At 63.3% G+C, this 3106-nt stretch carries 2 protein-coding genes; both read right to left on the bottom strand.

Annotated features, from left to right (window positions below; translation table 11 throughout):
- Window positions 1–155: 155 nt before the first annotated feature.
- Window positions 156–1625, bottom strand: coding sequence for a sugar ABC transporter ATP-binding protein (locus tag ABSG20_RS33510; RefSeq protein ID WP_423868727.1), 1470 nt, complete (start codon window positions 1623–1625; stop codon window positions 156–158).
- 54 nt (window positions 1626–1679) lie between these two features.
- Window positions 1680–2702 (bottom strand): substrate-binding domain-containing protein, encoded by a 1023-nt coding sequence (locus ABSG20_RS33505; protein ID WP_423868726.1) that lies wholly within the window; start codon window positions 2700–2702, stop codon window positions 1680–1682.
- Window positions 2703–3106 lie beyond the last annotated feature (404 nt).

Here is a 3106-nt window from a genome sequence, read left to right as displayed (position 1 = left end):
AATAGCTGATCGCGCGCGGATTGAGCCAGGCGATCGCGGCCAGCACCAAAGCCAGCGACAACGCCGGCAGCAGCGCGCGCAACAGCCGCGGCTCCCTGAGCTTGCCGATGGCGCGCGACGCCGGCTTTGCCGCGGCGGTCGATGCGCCCATGATCTCAGCTCGCCTCCGTGAACGAGGACTGGATGACCCTTTCCTCGGTGAGTTCGTCGCGGGTCAGATCAGCGACAATGGCGCCGTTGCGAAAAACATAGACGTGATCGCACTGTTTCAACTCGTCGGTTTCGGTTGTGTACCACAGAAAGGTCCGGCCGCCGTCCGCTTCCTCACGAATCAGATCGTAGACTTCGAGCTTGGTGCCGACATCAACGCCGCGCATCGGATCGTCCATCAGCACGATGCGGGCGTCCGAGCCGAGCGCGCGGGCGAACAACGCCTTCTGCTGATTGCCGCCGGACAGCGAGAGGATGTTGTTGTGGATATCGGGCGTACGGATCCTGATCTTGGCGCGCCAGAAATCGGCCAGCGCGTCCTCGCGTCGACGCGAAATCAAAAGGCCCTGGCGCAGCCTGGTGATGGAGCGCACACCGATATTTTCCGAAATCGACCACAGCGGAAAGATGCCGTCGGCCTGGCGATCACCGGCGACCAGCGCCACGCTCGCCGTGACTTCAATGTTGGCGCGAGCGCGCCTCGCCTGCGAAAAGATCGCCAGCAGCAGGTCGGTCTGACCATGGCCGGCGAGGCCGGCAAGGCCGATGACCTCGCCCTCATGCGCGATGAGCTCGGCTGCGCCATTCTGCCGGCTGGGGCGGGCGCGGACGCGAAGCGGAGATTGCCCGCGGACGAGGCGCTTGCCGGTGCGGGCCTCGCGCGCTTGCGCATCGACGCCGCCCATGGCCTGGACCAGTTTGTCGCGATCGAATGTCCCGGCGCCGCCGTCGGCGACGGTTTTGCCGTCGCGCATCACCACGATGCGATCGCAGTTGTCGAGAACCTCGCCCAGGAGATGCGAGATGAAAATGCAGCTGACGCCGCCTTCGACCACGCGACGCATGAAGGACAGCAGCTGCCCGGCGGTGTGGGCGTCGAGCGAAGAGGTCGGTTCGTCCAGGATGACCAGGCGTACCGGCTCATCGGTTGCCGTGAAGGCGCGCGCTACTTCGACCATCTGGCGCCGCCCGATCGGAAGGTCGCGGACGAGATCGGACGCGCCAACGCCGTGGCCAGGAAAAACGGCGTCAAGCTTGTCGATAATCAGCGCGCCCGCCTTGCGGCGCCAGTTGAAGCCGCCGAGAGCGGGATGAAAGACGCGGGTATTCTCGGCGACCGTCAAATTGGGGCATAGCGAGAGTTCCTGGAAGACGCAGCGGACCCCGAGCCTCTTGGCCTGAGCGGGCGAATAGCTGGTCTGCTCCTCGCCGGCGAGCGTCATCCGCCCGCGGTCGGGAACGGCGGTTCCGGCCAGGACATGCATCAGGGTCGATTTGCCGGCTCCGTTGTGTCCGACCAGCCCGAGGCACTCACCCTGTTCGACGATCAAATCGACACCGTCGAGTGCGCGGACGGCGCCGAAATGTTTTTCGACGCCGTCCAGCCTGACGAGTCTCGGGCTCGCGATGACCATTTCCACCCTACACTTGGTGACCGCGACGCGGCGGTGCTCGTTCCGAGCAAGCCATCACTTCATGTTGGCCTTGATGGCCGCGACGGCTTCCTTTTGGGTATATTCGTGGCTGGCGACGCCGCCCTTGGTGATTTCAGGCAGTTCAGCCTCGAAATTGTCCTGCGTAAAGGCGAGGTAAGGCACCAGCAGATCGTGTGGGATCGTCTTGTTGCCGTCCAGAACCTGCTGCGCGACCCAGAACGCAAGCGTCGACACGCCGGGGGCGATCGAGGCCGACCAGGTGGTGTAGCCATCCTTCGCCTTCTGCTCCTTCCACCATTGCAGTTCGTCCTGGCGGTTACCCATGATGATCGTCGGACGCGGCTTGCCCGCCGCGGCGAAGGCCTGGGCTGCTCCATAACCGTCGCCGCCCTGATCGACCACGCCGATGACGTCGGGCAGCGAAGGCAGCACGGTGGCGACGGCCTTCTGGGCGGTGGTCTGATCCCAGTCGCCGGTTACCGAGCCGACGATCTTGAACTCCGGACGGGCCTTGACCCCTTCAAGGATCCCGGCGTGAATGGCGTCGTCGATCGATGTGCCGGCGAGGCCGCGGATTTCAAGCAGGTTGCCGCCCTTCGGCTGGAACCTGGCCATCTCATTGACCTCCTGCTTGCCCATGTCCTTGAAATCGACGACGACACGCCAGGCGCAGGGTTCCGTGACGATGCCGTCGAACGATACGACGATGATGCCGGCGTCGCAGGCCTGTTTGACCGCGCCATTGAGGGCGTCGGGCGAAGACGCATTGATGACGATGGCGTCATAACCCTGCAGGATCAGATTCTGGATCTGCGCGGCCTGGGTGGGCACTTCCTTGTCGGCGGTGGTGAAGACATCGGCGGCGGCGACGATCTTGTCCGCGACGGCTTTCTTGGTGACGATGTCATAACTCTTGAGCATGGCCTGGCGCCAGGAATTACCCGCATAGTTGTTGGAAAACGCGATCTTCTTGCCGCTGGTGTCGGCCAAGGCCGATCCAGCGAGGATGGTGCTCCCGATGGCGTAAAAGGCCAGGATTCTGATGACGGATTTCATGATTTTCCTCCCTGAGGGGCTGTTCTCGAAGGCCCCGAATGTTTCAGTTTTCTTTAAGTTTAAGGGCCGCGCCGGACGATATCGTCGCGCTATTCATTCGACAAGCGGGCAGTCGCGTTGGTGTTGATTGTTCGTGGCGGGTCAGCAAGGCTGAATTCACGGCTGAACTCCAGCGGATATAGGTGGTTTTCATTTGATCGTCTGCGCGACAAGTCGGCCGGGAATCGGCTGCACGCTCGCGGCGCGGTGCGCCCGAGCTGTTGCAAGTAACTTCCGCCCCCCAAAGAGGGCGTGGGGAATGCCGGATGCCCAGTGGCACCCGCAGCCTCGCGTGCAGAAAACGGCCATCACGCACACGAGTATTCACAGCGAGGCACCGGAAAACACCCGGCATTCCCGCACGC

The sequence above is a fragment of the Bradyrhizobium sp. genome, from assembly GCF_049512235.1.
In the GTDB taxonomy this organism is placed as follows: Bacteria; Pseudomonadota; Alphaproteobacteria; order Rhizobiales; family Xanthobacteraceae; genus Bradyrhizobium.
The sequence above is the reverse complement of the archived record's forward strand: the minus strand, read 5'-3'. Positions and strand labels throughout refer to the sequence as shown.

Bases quoted from the DNA above. Each gene is read 5' to 3' on its own strand.
- ABSG20_RS33505 (WP_423868726.1), bottom strand. From the start codon at position 2,702: ATGAAATCCGTCATCAGAATCCTGGCCTTTTACGCCATCGGGAGCACC.
- ABSG20_RS33510 (WP_423868727.1), bottom strand. From the start codon at position 1,625: ATGGTCATCGCGAGCCCGAGACTCGTCAGGCTGGACGGCGTCGAAAAA.